Consider the following 20,442-nt stretch of genomic DNA (forward strand, 5'->3'; position numbering starts at 1 on the left):
CACGCGAACTCACCCAAACCGTATTTGATGGTCTTGGCCTAGTAGCCCCGAGCGATTGGGAAATCACCTATCATCAAGGCGCCGACATCGCCGAACTAAGCCCCGACCCAGAAGGCGAAACCTTCGAAGACGGCCAGCCACGTCCACCAATCGCTACGCCAGCGCCAGTTAACCAAGCCATGTTGGATGACGCTGTGGCAGCAGCGCGCGAGGCCGACTATGTTGTAGTTGCTGTTGGCGACACCATCGCCCTAATCGGTGAAGGCCGCTCCACCGCCACCCTAGATTTGTTCGGCGCGCAGAACGCTTTGCTAGATGCCTTAGCCGCAACTGGCACACCGATGATCGTGGTTCTAATTAGTTCAAAGCCACAGATTCTGCCCGAATCTGCGATGAACGCGGCAGCAATCATCAACTGCTTCAACCCAGGTATGCGTGGCGGTTTAGCACTGGCGGAAATCATCTTCGGCGATGTTGAACCATCGGGCCGGTTGCCAATCTCGTTTGCCCGGCATGCTGGCCAACAGCCAACGTTCTACAACCAGATCCGCGGTCAACACGGCCACCGTTACGCCGACCTCACGCAAGACCCGCTATTCGCATTCGGTGAAGGCCTGTCCTACACCACCGTTGAATACAGCAACCTGGTGATTACCAATCCTTCAGTTAGCACTACCGACACCTTGCGTGCCCAAATCACCCTGACCAACACTGGCTCTCGCCCATCGCTTGAGACTGTGCAGGTTTATGTGTCCGACCTTGTCACCAGTGTTACCTGGGCGGATAAAGAACTTAAAACCTACAAGCAGGTTTCAGTTCCGGCTGGCGAGTCAGTTGTGGTTGATCTGGAACTACCAGTTGCCGACTGCACTTTGGTTAACGCCAATGCCGAGCGCGTGGTTGAGCCGGGCGAGTTCGAGTTACTTGTGGGCCGTTCATCCCGTGGTCGCGACTTGGTGAAAGCCAAGTTTGTGGTTGGTTAGGTTGCGCTCTAATTAGCCGAATTAGTTGGGTTAGCGCAACGGCTAGACTTAGACTTAAAACCGCAATGGAATTGGGTAAGACATGTTTTTGAAAAACTTTGTAGCCAGAGTCTTTCTAGTTTTTACCCTGTCAATTTCGAGTTTGACCTGGGCTGATGCCCAGGCTGGCGCTACTACGAACAAGCGTGTTGTTTTCGTTGGAGCCGATAGTGCCTGCACCAATAGCTCTTTGTCGCCCTTTCGAATCTGGACAACTCAAGTAGCGAACTGGAACAACTGGAATGACGTAAGTGGGCGCTGCTTTTCGGGTTCATTTTTCCAATATCCAACTGTGACCTCCATTGGGCAATATGCCGACAGCGTTGCAAAACTTGATCCTGACATCGTGGTTATTTCAGCTGGCGCTAATTATGAGAACTTACGATCTGGTCTGAAATTCGAAAATGCCTACCCGATTCAGCAAGAGCTAGAAAATTATCGCCGACTGTTGCCGCAGGCCAAATTGGTTGTCGTTGGCGCATGGTCTGTTTCCACGAGTCCGACAACCTTAACCAAGAAAGTCAATGCCACAATTGTTCGAGCAGCTAAGAAAGTTGATGCCTACTACATCAACTCTCTAAAAAGTAATAAATTTCTAGCTAAATTCGCAAAGCCTAATCCCGCTCGACTTAATTTTGTGGGCCAGACTCAACTTGCACTGGTTGTGCAAAATTCACTACCGAAAAATCTCCAATCTTCACGAAAATGGGCCCTGTTCATCGGTGATAGTTACACATTCGGAGCTGGAGCATCGACTCCCTCAAAGCGCTGGAGCACTCTAGTGGCCAACGAATTTAATGTGAACGAAATCAACTTCGGCATCGGCGGTGCTGGCTATCTAAGATCTGGTAAGAATTTTTGTGGTCAGCCAACTTGTCCAAATTATGACGCGCTAATTCCCGACTTAAAGTTGGTTAAGCCGGACTATGTATTTGTTGCTGGTGGCCAAAATGATCTAGAGATTTACTCGAAAAATCGATGGGCTGCTGGGCAATTAATCAACAAGACGTTTACCGATCTAAAATCTGAGTTTCCACAGGCGACTATCTTCACCGTCGGCCCATCATATCCAAGTGGCAATCCAGCCAAGGGAACCGCGATGGCTGGCATGAATGATTTCATTACAGAAGCCGCAAACGCCATCTCATCCACCAGAATTCCGTTGCTCTTTCCTTCAGTGTTAACCCCTGAGATGTTAGCTTCGGACAAAGTGCATCCAAATGATTTGGGACATCAGGCAATCGCTGACAAAGTGTTATCGGTCATCAAGCCCAATTAATAACCCAGTAAACAAAGCTTGGCTTACCGTTAGCAGCTAAGTTACTTTGTTGCCAGCGTTGCCCGACGCTCGCGAGCTAGCTCATTGGCAAAATCGTCATCGTAAGGCGTTAGTTCGCCGACTACACCTTTAAGCACAATATCGGCTAACTCTGGATTACGCGCCAGCGCTGGGCCGTGCATGTAGGTGGCAATGATATTTCCTTGCCAAGCGCCTTCAAGGCCGTCAAAGCCGTTGCCGATTCCAGATGAGACTTTGCCCAGTGGTCGAACTTCTGGTCCGAGTTCGGTAAGTCCTTGATGGTTTTCAAAGCCAGTGAAGACCGGCAATTCTGGCTGACTTGGTTCAATCACCAACTCCCCTACACTGCGTGGCGATTCATCCACAATTGTGATGGCATCTAGCAGGCCAAGGCCCTCAATCATTCCACCATCTGGGTTGGGCAACTGGCGACCAATTATCTGAAAGCCAGCACACACGGCAAACAAACTAGCGCCTCGGTCGATTGCCACTGAGAGTCCACCATCTTTTTGCAGCATACGAAGGCTTGCTGTTTGTGGTCCGTCTTCGCCCCCGCCAATCAAATAGATGTCGCCTGATGTGGGTACGGGCATGTGTGGCGTAACTTCCACGAGTTCGCAATCCAGGCCACGGGCTTTAGCACGATGTATCAACACCTCTGCATTGCCCTGATCGCCATAAGTGCCCATGAGGTCGTGATACAACCGGACTATTGAGATGGTCATGTGCGACCACCTGTCCTGACATTCAAACCCATTTGCTGCGCGGCCAAATCTTGAAATGCGGTGTAGCTGGCAACCGCATCAATTGGTTGGTCGTCAAAAAGTGCAACTGCCTGCTCAAAGGAAGAAACAACCTGCGGCACAATGCCCTGCACACTGATTCGATAGGCCACATCGCGTCGGCGCTCACTAACACAGATCACTTGCTTTCCCTGCAAACAGCGGTAATCCACATCCCACAGCCACGAAGTGTCCTTGCCATCAATGCCTCTGGCATTTACCGCCAAGATCACATTTGGGGCGCTGACTTGAGCAAGTGAGGTACGCCAACTCTCGGGATTTTTAGCAAGACGAGTGTGAACTAATCGCCCAGCCACTATGTTGTCGGCAACTCGGTCGGGCGGGTTGGCAGTTAATTTCGCAGCAGTCTCCACGGGCACAACTGCCCCCATCAACCGAGCGGCTTCAATAACTAGTACTGCATTGCGAGCTGGACCACTTAAACTGCGCTCACCTCGAACTGTTGCTAACTTGCTGCCTAGTCCACACGAACACTGGTAATCACCTGCAGTCCAGTCCAAAAGTTCACTGCAATTCGGACAGGTGGCGGCGTCGGGATGTCTACGACCACCAAAGGTAACTCGCAAAACATGGCCAGCATTTGCCACCGCATATTCCAAAAATGGATCATCGCGGTCAATAACTAGTGTGACATCATCGCGGGTGAAATGGTCGTGCCATAACTGTGCGACTTTGCGCACTTCACCAGTTCGATGAAGTTGGTCGCGAGAGAGATTCAACAGCACAATCACTTTCGGCTGCATCAGATCGTACATTTGGGGCAGATAAAGTTCATCAACTTCAAGAACTACATACCGATTGCGCGGCTTTGCTGCCAAAGCTGCAGCAATTCCCGAGCGCATGTTTGCCCCATAAACTGAGGTGCTTACATCTTCGTCGGTGCCATCAGCCAGCACTCTGGCCAAATTTGCAGTGGTAGTGGTCTTGCCGTTTGTGCCACTGACCAAAACAATGTCACGACCGCTTGCCAGTTTTTTGATCGCCTGTGGATCGATGGCCAGAAGCGCTTGACCTCGAATAGATTCGCCCCGACCTCGACCTAAGGCTTTGGATGCAACACCGGCAATCTCCCCAACAGCGCTTGCCACACCAAGGCGTAGCGATTTAGACATGAGGCAGATTAGTCGGCGAAATTGCCGCGATAGTACTCAAATACGAGCCCGAAAACGCCAAACAGAATGGTTGCTACACCGAGCACCATCAACCACTGCGCAAAGACAAAACCAAGCACAAAGATGAAAGTTGATAGCCCGATAACAAATGGCCACCATGAATGTGGTGAAAAGAAGCCGTAATTGGTATCGGCATCTTCTATGTTTGCGGTTGGGACGTCTTCAGGCAAAACCCCAACTCGCCGACCAGTGAACAGACTGTAGAAAGCGATTAGAAATGCCAGGCCAGCGGTAAGTGCAATGGCTGTTGTGCCGATTACTTCACCTGTCATAAACCAGTAAATTACGGCGATTAGCGAATAGAAAATTGCGCCGGCTCCGAAAAGGCGTCCACCTACGATCATGATTAGTGTCCTGTTCCATTGCTCGTTAGGCCATCCACTATTTGCTTGCGCGTTGCCACATCTAAACCTGAAATCTCAGGATGATGTAGGTCGAAAGCTGGGCGTTCACTGCGAATGCGCGGAATGGTGATGAAGTTGTGTCGCGGCGGTGGACAGGATGTCGCCCACTCAAGCGAACAGCCCCAGCCCCAGGGATCGTCCTCGGTGACTTTTGGTGCGTACTTGGCAGTTTTGATGATGTTCCATAAGAAGGGGAAAGTTGATGCGCCCAGCACGAAAGCGCCAACAGTTGAGACCATGTTCAAAGTGGTGAAGCCATCGCTGGCCAAATAGTCGGCGTAGCGACGGGGCATACCAACCACACCTAACCAGTGCTGAACCAGGAAGGTTAGGTGAAAGCCAATGAATAATGTCCAGAAGTGGAGTTTGCCTAAGCGCTCATCGAGCATTTTGCCAGTGAGCTTTGGCCACCAGAAATAAAATCCGGCAAACATCGCAAACACCACGGTGCCAAAGACAACATAGTGGAAGTGGGCTACGACGAAGTATGTATCACTGACATGGAAATCCAGTGGTGGAGCTGCCAATATGATGCCCGTCAGGCCGCCGAACAGGAAGGTTGCTAAGAAGCCGATGGTCCAAAGCATGGGAGTTTCAAATGTGACCGATCCACCCCACATAGTGCCGATCCAGTTGAAGAACTTCACGCCAGTTGGCACGGCAATTAGCATCGTCATGAAACTGAAAAATGGCAGATTCACTGCGCCCGTTACGTACATGTGGTGCGCCCAAACTGCTACCGACAGTCCAGCAATTGCGATGGTGGCAAATACCAAACCCTTGTAACCAAAGATTGGCTTACGGCTAAAGACTGGCAAGATTTCGGTGGCGATACCGAAAAATGGCAGTGCCAAAATGTAGACCTCAGGATGACCAAAGAACCAGAACAAGTGCTGCCACAAGATGGCGCCACCATTGGCTGCGTCAAAAACTTGTGCACCAAACTTTCGATCGGCTTCAAGCATCAACATAGCTGCCGCTAGGACTGGGAAAGCCATCAAAACTAGAACACTAGTTAGCAGAACATTCCAGGTGAAGATTGGCATGCGAAACATCGTCATTCCAGGTGCGCGCATGGTGAAAATTGTCGTGATGAAATTTACTGAACCCAAAATGGATGCCATACCGCTCATGGTCAAACCCATGATCCAAAGGTCTGAACCAACATTTGGTGAATTAACCACATTCGAAAGCGGCGAGTAGGCAAACCAACCAAAGGCAGCCGCGCCACCTGGAGTTAGGAAGCCAAGCATCACGGTCAGACCACCGAATAGGTAGAGCCAGTAACTAATCATGTTTAGTCGCGGGAAAGCCACATCAGGTGAGCCGATCTGCAGCGGCATGATTGCATTAGCAAAGCCGGCAAATAGTGATGTTGCAAACAAGAACAACATCAAGGTGCCATGCATTGTGAAGAGCTGGTTGTACTGCTCGTTACTAATGAACTGTAGGCCTGGGCGAGCTAGTTCAGCGCGCATAATCAATGCCATCAGACCAGCAATCAAAAAGAATGCAAACGAGGTAATTAAGTACAGGTTGCCAATCACCTTGTGATCTGTTGAGGTAATCCAACTAACGACCAAGCGACCTTTGGATGTCTTGCGACGCGGTGCGCCGATTGGCTGCGTGCTTGTGGTTTCTAGGATCGGCTTGTCGATGATTGCCATTATTCAGCTCCTGCAATTCGAGCGTTTGGATTCTTGAGCTCGCCAGTCTGGCCTTTGCTCTTGAGTTCGGCTAAGTGGGCGTCGTAATCCTTACGAGATACAACATGCACATTGAATAACATACGCGAATGGTCCACACCACAAAGTTCGGTGCACTTGCCCGCAAAAACGCCAATGCGATCTGGGGTCACTTCAAACTCGTTGTTTCGACCAGGCACCACATCCATCTTCATCAAGAAGGCTGGAACCCAGAACGAATGGATAACATCCGGAGAGTTAAGCGTGAATTTAACTTTCTCATTCACTGGTAACCATAGTTCAGGTACAACTTTCGGCGTGCCAACGTCATACACGCCCTCGTTCACATAGTTAAAGCCCCAGGACCAACGCCAAGCTTGGACATTGACCGTATGTGTTGAGCCATTATCGACTTTGATTAGTTCGGTTTGATCGCGGGCAGTGAAATAGAACAGGCCCAAAATCATAATTAGCGGTGCTATCGTGTAGCCGATTTCAATGGGCATGTTGTACTTGGTCTGCTTTGGCACACTGTCGTCCCTGCGCCGATAAACCACAATTGCCCAAATCAGCAGACCCCAAACCAACACACCAACAATCAGTGCGGCAATCCAAGACCCTTGCCATAATGACAAAATTCGGGGGCCCTCTTTAGTTGCTGGGTCGGGCATTCCGAGTCGCTCATAAACGTTGTTTGTCGAACAGCCACTTAGCACTAGGGTGCCAAGAGCTACAGCTAGTACGGCTTGCAGCCGACGTCGAGGCTTGATATTCACCTAACGCTCATCCTTAGTTTTGGGCGGTAACTGGCACTAATTAATACCAATTGCACTGCCTTAACCTTACCGCAATTGGGTTATCAACTCTGGTTTGGGCGTGCGCTGCCCTAGTTCGTGCTTGGCGCGCATTCCCCTTAGTGCGACCAATTATGCGAACTGTCTGTTAAACGCCGATGGTGTTGTGAGCAATGCCACAACCAAGTCGCAATAATCTGCCCGACTAAGTTCAACTGCGCCCAGAGAAGCTAAGTGACTGGTCATCCATTGGGTGTCAATGATTCGTTGCTGGTCATCAGTCAAAATTTCTGCCAAATGTACGAGTGCTACCTTTGACGCATCTCGCTCCAGGTGAAACATCGACTCACCCGCAAAGACGCCGCCTATCTCAACCCCATACAAACCACCGACTAGTTGGTCACGGGAATTCCAGACTTCGACACTATGGGCGTGACCGAGCCGGTGCAGGTTGGTAAATCCAGCAATAACGTCAGAATCGATCCAGCCTTGCTCTCGCTCCGGGTTGCCACAATGGACCACCACCTTTTCAAACGCGTGGTCAACGGTTACCTTGAACTTTTTCAGCGATTTTTCAAGTGAACGCGTCACTCGAATCTGGTCTGGGTAAAAAATCGCCCGAGTTGCTGGCGACCACCAGCCGATTCCGGTCTCGAATTTACCGATTGGCAGCGGCATCGGAAATAGTCCACGCTCATATGCCGCTAGCAATACCGCTGGCGCATAACTGATACCAAATTTGGTAAGGGCTACCGGTGAATCTGGATCGGTGGAAAACACCTCGTTGCCAGCAAGGTCTACTGCACTTACAGCTAGTAGGTCTAGGTTGGACGGCGCCAAACGTGGATCTGGAAAATCAATCTCAAGTTCGCCGGCCATAACTAAAGGTTACGAGTTTGCTATGGCTGAGGACAGGAGATTAACTTTTCGATGTCAGCAACTGCCTCATCGCCGTAGGCGGTTGCCAAGCGAGATAAGAACTCGGATTTGGATAGCACGAACTCTTGGGTGCCAACAGTTTCGATCACATAAGTCGCCAATAGTGAGCCGATCTGAGCGCAGCGCTCAAGCGACTTCTCCCAGTGCAAGCCCATTAAGAAGCCGGCTCTAAAAGCATCGCCAACTCCAGTTGGGTCCTTGATTACTTCTTCTTTAGCAACGGGTACATGTATATCTAGGCCATTCTTATTTTGGATGCGAGCACCATTTTTACCCAGAGTAGTTACCCGAACCCCAACGCGTTCCAGTACTTGTTCGGCCGACCATCCTGTGCGCTGCTCAATCAAACTTGCTTCATATTCGTTATTGAACAGCAGGGCCGCGCCATCGACCACTGCGCGAGTTTGTTCGCCATCTAGTCGAGGCAGTTGTTGTGACGGGTCGGCGATGAAAGAAACTCCCAAATCTTTGCACGCCTGAGTGTGCTGCAGCATAGCGGCCGGATCATCAGCCCCGATCAGTACATACTTGAGGCCGCCAACTTTTTGATGCACTTGGCTAACATCGAGTGCAGTAGATTCGCTCATGGCCCCGGGATAAAACGAAGCAATCTGATTCTGCTCTTGGTCTGTTGTACACATAAACCGTGCCGTGTGGGCAATCAGCGAGACATGTACATGCTCACAATTAACGCCGTGATGCACTAGCCAGGTGCGATAGTCATCAAAATCGTGGCCTACGGAAGCGACAAGCAGTGGGTGTCCTCCAAGCACGCCCATACCGAAACAAATGTTGGCCGCTACTCCCCCTCGGCGAATCTGTAAATCGTCAACCAGGAATGAAAGTGAGACATTGTGTAACTGATCTGCCATCAATGAATCGTTAAAGAGTCCGGGAAATGACATTAGATGGTCAGTGGCAACTGAACCAGTGATGGCAATCTGCATGAAGTAGAGCCTAACGAAAAGAGCCCACAGTCAATACGACCGTGGGCTCTTTTAAGAAAGTTTTAGCAGAATGAATTTCCGCAAGCACAAGAACTTTGCTTGTTTGGATTTTCGAGCAAGAAGCCCTGCTCGGCAATGGTGTCAACATAGTCAATGGTTAGACCATTTACATATTCCAAGCTCAATGGGTCCACAACAATTGCGACTCCGTGTACCTCTTGGAAATAATCAGTTTCGGCGTTGCGATCGTCGAAGCCAATTTCCTGCAAAAGTCCGGCGCAACCACCTGGACGGATGGTCACGCGAAGCGCTTTGTCTGCTGCCTCTGGACCGGACTGTTCTAGATAAGACTTAATCTTGTTGGCAGCTACCTCGGTGAGGTTAATCAACTGGTCAGTGTTCACAGTTGTTGCCTGTGCTTCAGTGTTTACTTCGGCGGTCATGTTTCTCCTTCGGGTCGCAAGGTTGGTTGCTATTGATACAACGCTGCAATCTCGCGATACATTCCTAGCGTACGACACATTGCGCTAACTGCCACAATTTGCCAAATTAGGCTCGGCCCCAGGTTTTAGCAACTCGAGCGCCGAGTTCTCTTAGGCTGTTCGCTGCATCAGCTCTGGCTGCCTGCGCCCCAAATAAATCCTTCATCGAATAGGCAGAATCTATGCCAGCACTCGCGCATTCGCGTTTGCCCAACCTAACTTCCCCGGCCAACACAATGCAGGGCTTACCGTGATCGGCGACTAGTCGAGCGATGCCGGCCACGACTTTGCCGTGCAGGCTTTGGTCATCAAGGCAACCTTCTCCGGTGATTATCAGGTCGCTTTGCCTAACCTGCTCGGCGAAATTAACTGAATCCAAAACGTAGCCAATTCCTGACTCACGAACAGCGCCAAGTTGCAGCAGGGCATAACCGATTCCGCCGCCACTTCCAGCGCCTAGCGCAACTGCAGCATCCTTGCCGTCTGTCCGCTTGCCAACTCGCTTTGTGAAGTCTCGGAGCGAAACTTCAAGGCGCAACACTAAATCATTCTTGGCACCTTTTTGTGGGCCATAAGTAGCAGTTGCACCGCGAGCGCCGAGTAAGGGGTTGTCTACATCAGTTGCCAAAATAATTTTTACGCCAGCAACTTTTTCAAGAGCGGCCGTTAGATTTACTTCCGTTACTTCGCGCAGGCTTAAACCACCCTGGGTTAGTTCGCCACCAGCACTGGTTGCACCTAGTGCTGCCCAGATGCCAGCGCCGGCATCATTGGTCGCGGTGCCGCCAACGCCGATTGTGACTTGCGTTGCTCCAGCTTCAATAGCTGCAGCTAGCAACTGGCCGACACCGAAACTTGAGGTAATGGCTGGGTCTAGTTCGCTGGGATTCAATACCTGCACACCACAGGCAAGGGCAGATTCAATCCACGCACTAGTGCCAGCCAGTGCAAACTCACTTGGAATTTGACGGCCTATTGGGTCCTTGACCACAACTGGAATTCGACTGGCCCCAAAGGCATTGCAGACCACATCTAAAAACCCAGGCCCGCCATCAGAAACTGGCAGGATGACAACTTCATCATTCGGGTTGGTTTGCAACCAGCCATCTCGAATTGCACTGCTTGCTTCAAGCGCCGAAAGGGTGCCAGTAAAACTATCTGGGCTGACTAAAACGCGCATGCGTGAACGGTAGCATTAGGACTTATGACTGACGAATCGCCACAAGGTAAAGGCAGACCAACGCCAAAACGTAAAGAGGCTGAAGCCGCGCGCAAACAAGGGCTGGCAGTTCCAGACTCAAAAGAGGCCCGTAAGGCTGAGCGCTTGCGCCAAAATGAACTTCGCTTTGCAGCGCGTAACGGTCTGATGCGCGGTGACGAGCGCTACTTTCCGGCCAAAGATCGCGGGCCAGTTCGCAAAGCAGTTCGCAACTACGTTGACACACGGTTCACCGTAGGTGAGTTTTTTGTACCAGTTGCTTTTATCATCATGTTAAGCGGAATGATTCGAAGCGATGCCTCCCGCTATGTCTCCATGTATGGATTACAAATCTTGATAATTATGCTTTTGGTTGACTGTGTTTTCCTTGGTATTCGGGTTAACTCTGTCATGAGAAAAGAATTCCCTGTCAAAGCTGACCGTAAAGGCATCACACTTTATGCCATCTTGCGTGCCCTACAGATTCGCAGATTCCGGATCCCGCCAGCAATGGTGAAAATTGGTGGCCGACCAGTGGAGCCTAAAACCAAGTAAAAATTCACTTAAGAGTTACTCGGTTCCACATGCCAAACCAGACAGTTACCAATAATGTGTCGGTATGGAATTTCGGTATTTAGGTAACAGTGGTTTAAAAATCTCAGAGATTGCTTATGGCAATTGGATTACCCATGGCTCGCAAGTCGAAGAAGCAACCGCGCAGGCCTGCATTAAGGCAGCACTAGATGCCGGCATCACAACTTTTGATACTGCTGATGTTTATGCCAATACGGCAGCCGAGTCTGTTTTAGGCCGTGGCCTTGCTGGACTGCGCCGAGAATCTCTCGAGATTTTCACCAAGGTCTATTGGCCAACAGGCCCAGGTGGGCCCAATGACTCTGGCCTGTCGCGTAAGCACATTATGGAATCTTGCAATGCCTCGCTAAAGCGACTTGGTACGGACTACATTGACTTGTATCAGGCGCATCGCTTTGACTATGAAACTCCACTTGAAGAAACTTTGCGCGCTTTTGATGACTTAGTGCGACAGGGCAAAGTGCTTTACGTTGGCGTTAGCGAATGGAAGGCCAAGCAAATTAACAAGGCAGTAAAGATGGCTAAAGAGATGGGCTTTGATCGGATTATTTCAAATCAGCCTCAGTACTCAGCCATCTATCGGGTAATTGAGGGCCAAGTTGTGCCAATCTCGCGTAAGCATGGACTTGGCCAAGTGGTCTGGTCGCCAATGGCACAGGGTGTGCTAACGGGTAAGTATTTGCCAGGACATCAGTTCCCTGCTGGTTCGCGGGCAGCTACAGAAGCTGGTGAGCGATTCATGTCTTGGCTGACCAATGAAGAAACTCTCACTGCAGTGCAGCGACTACGGCCAGTAGCTGAGCAGGCAGGTTTAACGATGGCACAGCTTGCAGTTGCCTGGGTCTTGCAGAATGACAATGTGTCGTGTGCGATTGTTGGTGCTTCTCGTCCTGAGCAGGTTTCCGAAGCCGTAGGCGCAAGTGGCGTGAAGTTAAGTCCTGCCACGATGCTAGCGATAGACGAAGTCCTTGCAGACATTATCGTGAGCGATCCGGCGCAAACCGAGTCTCCGAAAACACGCCCGTAATAAGAACTTTGCCAGTCCACCCCACCCAGGGTGTGGTGCCGTGCTACTGTTTCATCTATTCGCTTTGACAGCGAAGTTCGGTGCAATTCCGACGCTGTCCCGCAACTGTGAAGTGGTTCGCCACAAGCCAGGTCGCCTGTTAAATCGATTGCCTTAACAACTCTCGAGGAAGAGTTCGTCGGTTCACATCCTGTGATTCGCCGATTTTTCTTCGCTAACACAGGAGATGCAATGAAAAAGAAACTCATCCTGCTAGCGATTTCAGTAAGCCTGTTGGCTGCCTGTACTACATCAAAAAAAGCAGATTACCCAGCAAATACGGTTAAGTATCCAGTGACCATGTCCACAAAGTTTTCTGGCCAGGTCAGGATTGACAAAGAACCGCAGCGAATTATTTCGCTTTCGCCCACTGCTACCGAGGCATTGTTTGCCGTTGGCGCTGGCGATCAGGTAATTGCAGTTGATGATCAATCGAACTATCCAGACGATGCGCCAAAGAGTGACCTTTCTGGATACACACCAAATGTTGAAGCGATTCTCGCCAAGAAGCCTGACCTAGTGATTGTCAGCAATGACATCAACAACATCGTTGCAAGTTTACGAGCAGCGAAAGTTCCCGTGCTGATTGAACCTGCTGCAAAAACTCTTGATGATGCTTACTTCCAGATTCTGGAAATCGGAATTGCAACAGCGCATGATGGAGATTCAACGGGTCTGGTTAATCAGATGAAGCAAGACATCACTGATGCGCAGGCAAAAATTAGCTCGAGCGAAAAGAAGTTATCCTTCTATCACGAGTTAGACAACACTTACTATTCAGTCACTTCTGACACATTCTTAGGCGCACTCTACAAAATGGCTGGGCTAAAGAATATTGCCGATGCAGCTCCTGGAGCCGATTCGGGATACCCACAGTTGTCGGCTGAATACATTGTGAAAGCAAATCCAGATTTCATATTCCTAGCCGACACCAAGTGTTGTTCAGTTACCGCAGCATCGCTCAAGGACCGACCAGGTTTTGCCGCTCTTGATGCGGTTAAGAACGGCAAAGTTATCGAACTTGATGACGATGTGGCTTCCCGCTGGGGTCCACGCACGGTAGAGCTTTTCAAGCAAATCGTTGATGCAGTAACCGCTAAATAGTGCCACTTTCCTCAGTTCAGACCAGCACACGCATTCCGCCGAAATGGTGGTTTGCGTGTGCTGGTGCTGTGGTGGTCACCATACTTCTGGGTGTTTGCATCGGGGCCGTAGGAATTTCGCCAAAACAAACCGCCCTGGAACTGCTCAGCCACCTGCCTGGTCTAAGCATTCACTCGAACTTGGACGAGACTGATTCCGCAATCATCTGGGATCTGCGATTACCTCGCGTGGTTTTGGCGCTAGTGGTCGGCTCGATGCTGGCTACGGCAGGTTCGGCGTATCAGGGCACCTTTCGTAATCCCCTTGCAGACCCATACTTGTTAGGTGTGTCGGCCGGCGCTGGACTTGGCGCCACAGTTGAAATTGTGGTCTTCGAATCTCCGGTCCGCTGGTCGTTGCCCGTTGCCGCATTTATCGGAGCCTTGATCGCAGTTTCACTGACTTACGCACTAGGTAGCTCGTCCATCGCTGGGCGATCTGCATCATCATTAGTGCTAGCCGGGGTTGCAGTAGCCGCGCTACTTACGGCGGCACAAACGCTAGTACAGCAGCGAAACTCAGACAAAGTTCGGGAAGTATATGCCTGGATATTGGGACGCCTTGCAGTTGCAGGTTGGTCGGACTTGGCTTTAGTTGCGCCTTATGTCGTGGTTTGCACAGTAGTTTTGCTGCGATATCGCCGAGTGCTAGATGTGTTTGCTGTTGGTGATGAGGAAGCAACAACGCTTGGCCTGCCAGTTGCCCGAGCGCGAGCAGTGATAATTCTGGCCGCATCCCTGGGAACCGCTGCTGCCGTTGCCGTAACCGGACTTATTGGCTTTGTTGGAATTATCGTGCCCCACACGATCCGACTCATTGCTGGTAACTCTTATCGTCGGCTCTTGCCGCTGTCGATAGTTTTCGGAGGCGTCTTTTTGGTATTAGCTGACATTATCGCCCGCACCGCAATGTCGCCAGAAGAGATTCCAATTGGTGTGGTAACTGCGCTGATTGGAGCACCATTTTTTCTTTACATTCTGGCGGCTCGCAAGGAAGGGTCACTGGTATGAATACCGTTTTAACCTCAACCGCAATGCGGATCGAAAATCTTGGTGTGCGCATTGGCAATCGACAAATTGTGCAAGATGTGTCACTTGAGATTTCAAGCGGTGACTGGGTGTGTGTGATTGGACCTAATGGTGCAGGAAAGTCATCATTACTAAAGGCGATTGCGGGCATTCTGCCAAGTGCCGGCACTATCCAAGTCAATGACTTTGATTTATCGACGCTTTCACATCGTGATCGGGCTTGCTGGATTGCCTATGTGGCACAAGCACCAGTTATTCCACCTGGCATGACTGTTTTTGACTATGTGATGCTTGGCCGAACTGCGCACCTAAAACTGCTGGCCAGCGAATCAGACTTTGACTTGGAAATGACGAACTATGTCTTAACCGAACTGGGTCTTAGCGAATTTGCTACTCGGCAAGTAGCTTCACTTTCTGGCGGCGAGCGCCAAAGAGTCACTATTGCCCGAGCCCTAGCACAGGCCTCACCTATCGTTTTACTTGATGAACCAACCAGTGCTCTAGACATCGGCTTCCAACAGGAAGTGCTCACATTGATTAATGCCTTACGCAAAGAAAAGAAGATTGCGGTAATTTCAACCATGCACGACTTGACCACATCGGGTATCTATCCGGATCGGTTGCTGCTGATGGCACAAGGTCAGGTGCAAGTTTCTGGCTCGGCAATTGAGGTTTTAACCGAAGCCAATATTTCAGCCCATTACGGCGCAAATGTGCGGATTATTAACGATTTGGGCCGTCCAATTGTTGTGCCTACTGATTTTTAGCTAATCCGACTCGCCGAAGAGCTACCACTAATCTCGCACTCCTGCTGGATATCTTGATAGATAGCCGACCGTTACCTGCGGTCACTAACAAAGGAGAACTACCATGAAGGACGCCCCTTCCCGCCTACTCGCTGAATTTCTTGGCGTGTTCTTCCTATGCCTTTTTGGCATTGGAGCAATCGTTGCCAATACTGGTCTAGTTGCTGTTGCACTTGCCCACGGCTTGGCAATCTTGGTTGCAGTCTGTGCTTTTGCCCACATCTCAGGAGCACATTTCAATCCGGCAATCACAGTGGCAATGGCTGCAACTAAGCGCATTGCGCCACTTGATGGCCTGGCCTACATTGTGGCTCAGGTTCTTGGTGGCGGTGCTGCCGCGCTACTGGCAAAGTATGCGTACGGAGATCTTTGGAAGACTGGAATTCCGAAACTTGGCAATACCGTAACTTCTACCCAGGGCATCTTGATAGAAGCAATCGCGACATTCGCTCTGGTAATCGTGGTTATGGGTGTTGCAGTTGATAGCCGTGGAACTTTTGGTGCCGTAGCCGGTCTGCCAATTGGTTTGGTAATCACCGCTGACATTTTGTGGTCAGGTCCAGTAACTGGCGCGGCTATGAACCCAGCTCGTTGGTTAGGTCCAGCTTTAGTCAATGGCAGCTTCACAAATGCAATCGTTTGGATTGTTGGTCCGATCGTCGGCGCACTGGCTGCGGTATTTGTTTATGACTTGGTGATGAAGCCAGCAAAAACTGCCTAAGCATAAAAAAATTAAAAACGGGTCGATGTGTGCGCATCGACCCGTTTTACTTTCTACTACTGTTCTTACCCTCAATTAGTCGCCTCTGCACACCGAGACCTGATTTTGGTTTGTGAAAGTTTGTGAAAGTTTGTGAAAGAAAATTTTTTAATGGCTGTACTGTGAAAGATTGTGAAACCTATTTCACGCCGCAGTAATTATCTAACATTTGCAGCAAGAAATGGTGGCTTAACTACTTCAGCTCGGAGCTGGCGACCACGAACATCAATCACAACTTCATCGCCTAACTGAGTATCGGCATCCAGCAACGCCATCGCGATACCTTGTTGCAGAGTTGGCGAGAAGGTGCCGCTGGTGGTTTCGCCTATCTCGCGCTCTCCTACTAAAACTTTCATGTGTGGGCGCGGGACACCTCGATCTAGTGCCCGCAGACCAAATAGAGCCTGCGGCAATCCCGATGTTTTCTGCGCCGATAAAGCCATGCGGCCATTAAATTCTGGCTTACCCCAGCCGATAGCCCAGCCGAGTTTTGCAGCCACTGGCGAGATGTCTGGAGATATGTCTTGGCCATGCAGTGGGTAACCCATCTCAGTGCGCAAAGTGTCGCGTGCGCCAAGACCGCAAGGTGTGAGTCCAAATTGTTGACCCTCACTTAGTAGCGATTGCCAAAGTGGAACCAGAATTTCATTCGGCGCGATTAGTTCGTAACCGTGTTCGCCGGTGTAGCCTGTGCGACAAACAGTGAGCTCGTGGCCCTGCCAAGTTGCAATCTCAAAAGCCATGTAGTCCATGGCTGATGGCAGTCCTAGTTGTTCAATGACTTTTGCACTGATGGGTCCCTGCACAGCCAGAATGCCTTGCTGATTTTGCAAGTCGATTATTTCAACATCATTGGGTGCCTGCGTGCGTAGTGCTGCAACTACCGCTGGTGCATTTGCTGCATTGGGAACTATCCGCACTTCGTCTTTGCTAACTCGATAAACAATTAGATCGTCGACTACGCCGCCTGCCTCGTTGCATAGCAATGAGTACTGTGCCTGGCCATCACTGATTCGGGCTAGGTCATTTGCTAAAACTGAATTTAGGAAATCTACTGCACCTGGTCCGACAACTCGGACTTTGCCCATGTGGCTCACATCAAACACACCAACCGCATTGCGCACCGCTGTGTGCTCAGCAACTGTTCCGGTGGGGTATTCAATGGGCATCTGATAGCCCGCAAATGGACACATTTTTGCGCCCAGAGCCAAGTGGACATCATTTAATGGCACAGTCAACATACAGACAACGCTAGTCGTACTAAATTTAGATGCAAACATCACCTAGGAGTCTTTATGAGCGTGGATGCCACCCCTACTATTGCCAGCCTGAGCCTGAAGTCAGGCAATCCCCTGACCACGCCAACCGATGTTGTGGTACTGGCAACAACAACCGACAACAAGTTTGACATAGTGGCAAATGGCCTGCCTAAAAGTGCGCTGACAAAAATTAAAGCTGCTCTCAGTGCTGTTGGGGCTAGCGGCGGTAGTGAAGAGGTAGTGCGAATTCCGGCCGGCAATCTTGCTTCTGCCCAGGTAATTGTCGCGGTTGGACTCGGATCGATTCGCAATGGCATCTCAGAGGAAACATTACGGCGCTCAGCTGGTGCTGCAACTCGTAACTTGGCTGGATTCAAGCGAGTGTCCCTAGCCCTACCAGCAAGTTACGCCGAAGCCGCTGGTGCAATTCTTGAGGGCGCTGCGCTAGGTGCTTACTCGTTTACTGACCATCGCCATTCGTCGCTTTCAAAGAGCAAGTCACCAGTTAAGTCACTAACTTTGTTTGCTGATGATGCCCGCAGTGCAGATTTTCGAGCTGCACTAAATCGTGCTCGAGTAGTTACCCAGAATGTGGTGTTCGCTCGCAACTTGATCAACTATTCACCGCTGCACTTGCCGCCTGCTGAGTTGGCCAACGAAGCCAAGAAGCATCTAGCCGATACGGCAGTCAAGATTACTGTTCTTGACGAGAAGGCTTTGCTTAAGGAGGGTTACGGCGGCATCATGGCAGTTGGCCAAGGCTCTGCTCGCCCTCCGCGTTTGATTCGAATGACCTACAGTCCGAAAAACGCCGTTGCCCACATTGCACTGGTTGGAAAGGGCATCACATTTGATACTGGCGGCATCTCACTAAAACCACCAGCGAGCATGCATGAGATGAAGGCAGACATGAGTGGCGCGGCTGCAGTGGTTGCGACCATCAAGGCAGTTGCCGAACTTGAACTTCCGGTACAAGTAACTGCCTACGCCGCGTGTGCCGAGAATATGCCGGGCGGAAAAGCCCAACGTCCAGGTGATGTCATTTCGATCTACGGCGGGCGAACCGTTGAAGTGCTTAACACTGATGCTGAAGGTCGCCTAGTGATGGCCGATGCGCTAGTACGTGCCGCTGAAGATAAGCCAGATTTGGTAATCGACGTGGCAACCTTGACTGGCGCTGCGCTAATCGCGCTTGGCTTTCGCACTGCAGGTGTATTGGGCGATGACGAAGTTCGCGACGCCGTCATGAGCGCTGCCAGTCGCGCGGGTGAGGAGTTTTGGCCCATGCCAATGCCTGCCGAACTGCGTCCCCCGATGGAGTCCTTAGTTGCAGACATCGCCAACATTGGCCAGCGCGAAGGTGGAATGTTGGCCGCTGGACTATTCCTAAAGGAATTTATTGCTCAAGGCCTGACCTGGGGCCATCTTGACATTGCTGGGCCGGCTTTTAATCCAAGCGCTCCTTATGGGTATGTGCCAAAAGGTGGCGTGGGCTTTGGGGTTCGCACTCTGGTTGCACTGATCGAAGATTTAGCTGCAGAATCCGTTTCCTTCTAGTCGAATTGGGGCTTCGCCACCGAGCTGCCGGCACTCACCCCGATTCGGGTTAATTACACCAGAGGTGAAACAATAGAGCGATGCGCAAACAGCGCGATTTTGCTCGGAGGAATAATGCACGACATTGTGATTCTGGGTGGCGGAAGTGGCGGTTACGCCTGTGCACTTCGTGCTTCTCAGCTCGGTCTATCGGTAATTCTCATTGAAAAAGACAAACTGGGTGGTACTTGTTTGCACCGCGGTTGTATTCCAACCAAGGCGCTCTTGCATGCAGCCGAAGTTGCGGACACCGCTCGCGAAGGCGAAAACTTTGGCGTACATAGCACTTTCAATGGCATCGACATGGCCAAAGTGAATGAGTACAAAGATGGCGTAATTGGTCGTCTGTACAAAGGTTTGCAAGGTTTGGTCAAGAGTCGCGAAATTACCTTTGTTGAGGGCGAAGGCAAGTTAGTTGCACCGAATGTTGTTGAGGTGAACGGTCAGCGGTATGAAGGCAAGAACATTGTGCTTGCCACCGGCTCATTTGCGCGAACCTTGCCTGGGCTAGAAATCTCTGGTCGCATTATGACTAGCGATCAAGCACTAACAATGGATTATGTACCTGGAAGTGTAATCATTCTTGGCGGCGGCGTTATTGGCGTGGAATTCGCATCTGTCTGGCGTTCCTTCGGTGTTGAGGTAACTGTTGTTGAAGGTTTACCAAACCTAGTACCAGCTGAAGATGCAGCGGTGTCAAAGGCCATGGAGCGAGCATTTAGAAAGCGTGGCATTGACTTTAAAGTTGGTGTTCGATTCCAAAGTGCAGTTCAAGATGCTGACGGCGTTACGGTAACTCTGGAATCAGGCGATACATTGCGTGCTGACTTACTTCTTGTTGCAGTTGGCCGAGGACCACGCACTGAAAACTTGGGCTATGAAGCGCAGGGCATCAACATGGACCGCGGCTTCGTGCTCACTAACGAGCGCTTAGCAACAAATGTTCCTGGCGTTTACGCAGTCGGTGACATCGTCCCGGGCTTGCAGTTAGCCCATCGCGGTTTCCAGCAAGGAATTTTCGTTGCTGAAGAAATCGCAGGACTTGCACCACAGAGTATTGATGAAACTGGCATCCCCCGGGTTACTTACAGCGAGCCAGAGATTGCCAGCATTGGCTACACCGAAGCACAGGCAAAGGAGAAGTACGGCGAAGTTGAGTCGTACGAATACAATCTTGGCGGCAACGGCAAAAGCCAGATTTTAGGTACGACTGGATTTATCAAGCTAATCCGCCAAAAAGATGGACCAGTTGTTGGCGTACACATGATTGGTAGCCGGGTTGGTGAACTAATCGGCGAGGCACAGTTGATCTACAACTGGGAGGCTTACCCGAGCGAGGTAGCCACCCTGATTCACGCCCATCCAACCCAGAATGAAGCCATGGGCGAGGCACACCTTGCTCTGTCCGGCAAACCACTACACGCACACGCTTAACCACTAGCCT

The 20,442-nt window shown here is 50.7% G+C and carries 20 protein-coding genes and 1 riboswitch; of the genes, 10 read left to right on the forward strand and 10 right to left on the reverse strand.

Going from position 1 to position 20,442, the window contains the following annotated elements; all coding sequences use genetic code 11:
- Together EBS36_06005 and EBS36_06010 are read left to right on the forward strand one after the other, a co-directional pair.
- The coding region (locus EBS36_06005; GenBank protein ID NBU32704.1) for a beta-glucosidase at window positions 1-983 on the forward strand (983 nt) is incomplete at its 5' end.
- Window positions 984-1,065: 82 nt separating this feature from the next.
- Entirely contained in the window at window positions 1,066-2,301 is a 1,236-nt protein-coding gene (locus EBS36_06010; GenBank protein ID NBU32705.1) for a hypothetical protein, read from the forward strand.
- Window positions 2,302-2,342: 41 nt separating this feature from the next.
- Here the strand turns inward: EBS36_06010 and EBS36_06015 are convergent, their stop codons facing one another.
- The 9 genes from EBS36_06015 to EBS36_06055 form a co-directional block, all read right to left on the reverse strand.
- On the reverse strand, window positions 2,343-3,047 hold the full coding sequence (locus EBS36_06015; protein ID NBU32706.1) for a glutamine amidotransferase: 705 nt from the start codon (window positions 3,045-3,047) through the stop codon (window positions 2,343-2,345).
- Window positions 3,044-4,237 (reverse strand): DUF1727 domain-containing protein, encoded by a 1,194-nt coding sequence (locus EBS36_06020; GenBank protein NBU32707.1) that lies wholly within the window; start codon window positions 4,235-4,237, stop codon window positions 3,044-3,046. Before EBS36_06020 ends, EBS36_06015 begins: the two co-directional genes overlap by 4 nt.
- 8 nt (window positions 4,238-4,245) lie before the next feature.
- Window positions 4,246-4,641: a cytochrome c oxidase subunit 4 gene (locus EBS36_06025; protein NBU32708.1), complete on the reverse strand. Its 396-nt coding sequence runs from the start codon at window positions 4,639-4,641 to the stop codon at window positions 4,246-4,248.
- 2 nt (window positions 4,642-4,643) lie between these two features.
- On the reverse strand, window positions 4,644-6,368 hold the full coding sequence (gene ctaD / locus EBS36_06030) for a cytochrome c oxidase subunit I (GenBank protein ID NBU32709.1): 1,725 nt from the start codon (window positions 6,366-6,368) through the stop codon (window positions 4,644-4,646).
- Window positions 6,368-7,057, reverse strand: coding sequence for a cytochrome c oxidase subunit II (gene coxB, locus EBS36_06035; protein ID NBU32710.1), 690 nt, complete (start codon window positions 7,055-7,057; stop codon window positions 6,368-6,370). The genes ctaD and coxB overlap by 1 nt, the downstream gene beginning before the upstream one ends.
- A 255-nt stretch (window positions 7,058-7,312) precedes the next feature.
- On the reverse strand, window positions 7,313-8,059 hold the full coding sequence (locus EBS36_06040; protein ID NBU32711.1) for a leucyl/phenylalanyl-tRNA--protein transferase: 747 nt from the start codon (window positions 8,057-8,059) through the stop codon (window positions 7,313-7,315).
- Window positions 8,060-8,079: 20 nt separating this feature from the next.
- Complete coding sequence (locus tag EBS36_06045) at window positions 8,080-9,066, reverse strand: carbohydrate kinase family protein (GenBank protein ID NBU32712.1); 987 nt, start codon at window positions 9,064-9,066, stop codon at window positions 8,080-8,082.
- A 62-nt stretch (window positions 9,067-9,128) separates the two neighbouring features.
- On the reverse strand, window positions 9,129-9,509 hold the full coding sequence (locus EBS36_06050; GenBank protein NBU32713.1) for an iron-sulfur cluster assembly accessory protein: 381 nt from the start codon (window positions 9,507-9,509) through the stop codon (window positions 9,129-9,131).
- Window positions 9,510-9,615: 106 nt separating this feature from the next.
- Window positions 9,616-10,728, reverse strand: coding sequence for a glycerate kinase (locus EBS36_06055; protein NBU32714.1), 1,113 nt, complete (start codon window positions 10,726-10,728; stop codon window positions 9,616-9,618).
- 24 nt (window positions 10,729-10,752) lie between these two features.
- On the opposite strand from EBS36_06055, the gene EBS36_06060 reads away from it, so the two are divergent.
- The 6 genes from EBS36_06060 to EBS36_06085 all read left to right on the forward strand — a co-directional run bounded on the left by EBS36_06060 (window position 10,753) and on the right by EBS36_06085 (window position 16,104).
- A complete protein-coding gene (locus EBS36_06060) occupies window positions 10,753-11,301 on the forward strand; it encodes a DUF3043 domain-containing protein (GenBank protein NBU32715.1) in 549 nt (182 codons plus the stop codon).
- A 64-nt stretch (window positions 11,302-11,365) separates the two neighbouring features.
- Window positions 11,366-12,367, forward strand: a complete 1,002-nt coding sequence (locus tag EBS36_06065) for an aldo/keto reductase (protein NBU32716.1) — start codon at window positions 11,366-11,368, stop codon at window positions 12,365-12,367.
- Between the two features lie 29 nt (window positions 12,368-12,396).
- Window positions 12,397-12,616: riboswitch (cobalamin riboswitch) on the forward strand.
- Between the two features lie 90 nt (window positions 12,617-12,706).
- Window positions 12,707-13,510, forward strand: coding sequence for an ABC transporter substrate-binding protein (locus tag EBS36_06070; GenBank protein ID NBU32717.1), 804 nt, complete (start codon window positions 12,707-12,709; stop codon window positions 13,508-13,510).
- A 32-nt stretch (window positions 13,511-13,542) separates the two neighbouring features.
- A complete protein-coding gene (locus EBS36_06075; GenBank protein NBU32718.1) occupies window positions 13,543-14,559 on the forward strand; it encodes an iron ABC transporter permease in 1,017 nt (338 codons plus the stop codon).
- Window positions 14,556-15,344 carry an ABC transporter ATP-binding protein gene (locus tag EBS36_06080; GenBank protein NBU32719.1) on the forward strand — a complete coding sequence of 263 codons (789 nt, stop codon included), beginning with the start codon at window positions 14,556-14,558 and terminating at the stop codon, window positions 15,342-15,344. Before EBS36_06075 ends, EBS36_06080 begins: the two co-directional genes overlap by 4 nt.
- A 103-nt stretch (window positions 15,345-15,447) precedes the next feature.
- On the forward strand, window positions 15,448-16,104 hold the full coding sequence (locus EBS36_06085) for an aquaporin (protein NBU32720.1): 657 nt from the start codon (window positions 15,448-15,450) through the stop codon (window positions 16,102-16,104).
- Between the two features lie 197 nt (window positions 16,105-16,301).
- Here the strand turns inward: EBS36_06085 and gcvT are convergent, their stop codons facing one another.
- On the reverse strand, window positions 16,302-17,384 hold the full coding sequence (gcvT, locus tag EBS36_06090; GenBank protein NBU32721.1) for a glycine cleavage system aminomethyltransferase GcvT: 1,083 nt from the start codon (window positions 17,382-17,384) through the stop codon (window positions 16,302-16,304).
- A gap of 54 nt (window positions 17,385-17,438) precedes the next feature.
- On the opposite strand from gcvT, the gene EBS36_06095 reads away from it, so the two are divergent.
- Both EBS36_06095 and lpdA read left to right on the forward strand, forming a co-directional pair.
- Window positions 17,439-18,959, forward strand: a complete 1,521-nt coding sequence (locus tag EBS36_06095) for a leucyl aminopeptidase (GenBank protein ID NBU32722.1) — start codon at window positions 17,439-17,441, stop codon at window positions 18,957-18,959.
- 114 nt (window positions 18,960-19,073) lie between these two features.
- A complete protein-coding gene (gene lpdA / locus EBS36_06100; GenBank protein ID NBU32723.1) occupies window positions 19,074-20,432 on the forward strand; it encodes a dihydrolipoyl dehydrogenase in 1,359 nt (452 codons plus the stop codon).
- The last annotated feature ends 10 nt before the right edge of the window (window positions 20,433-20,442 follow it).

The organism is Actinomycetota bacterium (genome assembly GCA_009923495.1).
Taxonomy (GTDB): Bacteria; Actinomycetota; Actinomycetes; order S36-B12; family UBA5976; genus UBA5976.